A 2,251-nucleotide genomic window follows, 5' to 3' on the forward strand; every position below is an offset into this window, starting at 1 on the left:
GTGGTGGGTGATACTGGACTTGCAATAATAATCCTCGCCATTCGTTGTAAAAGCGGCGATGCTCTTTGCTTGATTTATATTTGAGATTTTATTTTTCTAAGGATTTTTTATATGTGGTGGGTGATACTGGACTTGAACCAGTGACCCTCGCCTTGTAAGGGCGATGCTCTCCCAACTGAGCTAATCACCCACATATAATAGGTGTGACTTTTATTAAAAGTTATTAACTTGAATACTAATATAATTTGGTGGGTGATACTGGACTTGAACCAGTGACCCTCGCCTTGTAAGGGCGATGCTCTCCCAACTGAGCTAATCACCCAAATTATATATTTAATACTCACCATTCTAAGAATGGTGGGTCGTACTGGACTTGAACCAGTGACCCTCGCCTTGTAAGGGCGATGCTCTCCCAACTGAGCTAACGACCCATATTACAATTTTTTATACCTGACTATTAAAATTAATAGTACTGGACTTTAACCAGTGAACTTCGCCATTTATTGTAAAAAGTGGTGATGATCTCTTTTTTTGCAACTGAGCTAACGACCCATATTACAATTTTTATACCTTACTATTAATACAATAATAGGTTTAAATGTGGTGGGTGATACTGGACTTGAACCAGTGACCCTCGCCTTGTAAGGGCGATGCTCTCCCAACTGAGCTAATCACCCATTTATATTTTTTGTAATATGCACCATTCCAGGAATGGTGGGTCGTACTGGACTTGAACCAGTGACCCTCGCCTTGTAAGGGCGATGCTCTCCCAACTGAGCTAACGACCCATATTACAATTTTAAAACAACTATTAAGAAATAACAGGTTTTATATGTGGTGGGTGATACTGGACTTGAACCAGTGACCCTCGCCTTGTAAGGGCGATGCTCTCCCAACTGAGCTAATCACCCACATATAAATAAAACGCTACTAATAAAATAATAGTACTGGACTTTAACCAGTGGACTTTGTCGATATATTTAAATACCAGTCAGGCCCTCTTTTTCTAACTGAGCAAACAACTCAAATAGAATTTAGATACGATAATTAAACACCATTATAAATAATGGTGGGTCGTACTGGACTTGAACCAGTGACCCTCGCCTTGTAAGGGCGATGCTCTCCCAACTGAGCTAACGACCCACATCTAAAAACAACACATTGCTGCGTTGTTGTGGGGCGCTATTATAGATAGAGTTGTAAATGTGTCAACACTTGAATGTGTAAAAATAGTTTAGATGTGGTTTTTATAATCAAAGAAGTGCTTTCCTGCTCATTTAACAGCCATTATGACTATTTTTTAATATTCGCTATTTAAATATTCTCTGGCATTGGGGTGCTCTAATAGCAACTAAGTAGTGACACACGCTATATAAAACGATAAAAGCAACTTACAAATATTACTACCCCAAACAATCCACTCTATCACCATTATTGAATAGAGCAGCTAAGCCACCTTATAAAAACGGCACGTTGCTTTATAATATTACTCTTAAAACACTTTAATGGATTTAACGTATTATGAAGCGTTAATTTACCCCAGGCTATTTTGCATATAAATGTATACCTTTTAAAAAGACTGAAAAAGCGCTAGAGAATCAAAACCAAGTCAAAACATCAATTTCATAAACGGTGTAATAGTAAAAAGCTCAAAAAACACCCCACCCAGTTTATAGATTATCCAGTTTGTTGAAAAATAGGGCATTTGAATAAAGTTACTTAAAAAATTGTTGACATTATTTGGGTGGCTGCATAGAATGCGCCCCGCACTCAGCAATACACAGCACGGTTTACCATGCAGTGTATAGCAATATTGAGTTGGGGCTATAGCTCAGCTGGGAGAGCGCTTCGCTGGCAGCGAAGAGGTCTGCGGTTCGATCCCGCATAGCTCCACCAAACTCATTAGTGCAATTGTCCTAGGGTAGCAGTTTTCTGTGTCCCCATCGTCTAGAGGCCTAGGACACCGCCCTTTCACGGCGGTAACAGGGGTTCGAATCCCCTTGGGGACGCCAATCTGATTTTCAGAGGCGGTTTTACCGAGAAAATAGCGAAGCAAATACAGCTCGAGTCTATATTTGCATTCATTCGCATTACCTTAAGCTCAGGATTTGAGTCTAACTAATCAATTGTCCTAGTGATACATTTATGTGTCCCCATCGTCTAGAGGCCTAGGACACCGCCCTTTCACGGCGGTAACAGGGGTTCGAATCCCCTTGGGGACGCCACTTACTATAAGTGTTGTGTTATTAAT

Annotated in this window: 10 tRNA genes; 3 read left to right on the plus strand and 7 right to left on the minus strand. The window is 40.3% G+C overall.

The features are described 5' to 3' along the window. Positions 1 to 114 precede the first annotated feature (114 nt). The 7 genes from ACFI4Z_RS18970 to ACFI4Z_RS19000 form a co-directional block, all read right to left on the minus strand. Positions 115 to 190 (minus strand) — tRNA-Val (locus tag ACFI4Z_RS18970). A 56-nt stretch (positions 191 to 246) separates the two neighbouring features. Beyond that, positions 247 to 322 (minus strand) — tRNA-Val (locus ACFI4Z_RS18975). Between the two features lie 33 nt (positions 323 to 355). Continuing rightward, positions 356 to 431: transfer RNA gene (locus ACFI4Z_RS18980), tRNA-Val, on the minus strand. A gap of 170 nt (positions 432 to 601) precedes the next feature. Continuing rightward, positions 602 to 677, minus strand: a tRNA-Val gene (locus ACFI4Z_RS18985). A gap of 35 nt (positions 678 to 712) precedes the next feature. Continuing rightward, a tRNA-Val gene (locus ACFI4Z_RS18990) sits at positions 713 to 788 on the minus strand. A gap of 47 nt (positions 789 to 835) precedes the next feature. Beyond that, a tRNA-Val gene (locus tag ACFI4Z_RS18995) sits at positions 836 to 911 on the minus strand. Positions 912 to 1,067: 156 nt separating this feature from the next. Beyond that, positions 1,068 to 1,143: transfer RNA gene (locus tag ACFI4Z_RS19000), tRNA-Val, on the minus strand. 677 nt (positions 1,144 to 1,820) lie between these two features. Here ACFI4Z_RS19000 and ACFI4Z_RS19005 point away from each other — a divergent pair. From ACFI4Z_RS19005 to ACFI4Z_RS19015, 3 genes are all read left to right on the plus strand, one after another. Further along, positions 1,821 to 1,896, plus strand: a tRNA-Ala gene (locus ACFI4Z_RS19005). A 40-nt stretch (positions 1,897 to 1,936) separates the two neighbouring features. Next, positions 1,937 to 2,012 (plus strand) — tRNA-Glu (locus ACFI4Z_RS19010). Positions 2,013 to 2,149: 137 nt separating this feature from the next. After that, positions 2,150 to 2,225, plus strand: a tRNA-Glu gene (locus ACFI4Z_RS19015). Positions 2,226 to 2,251 lie beyond the last annotated feature (26 nt).

The organism is Pseudoalteromonas sp. RWi3, from assembly GCF_054960735.1.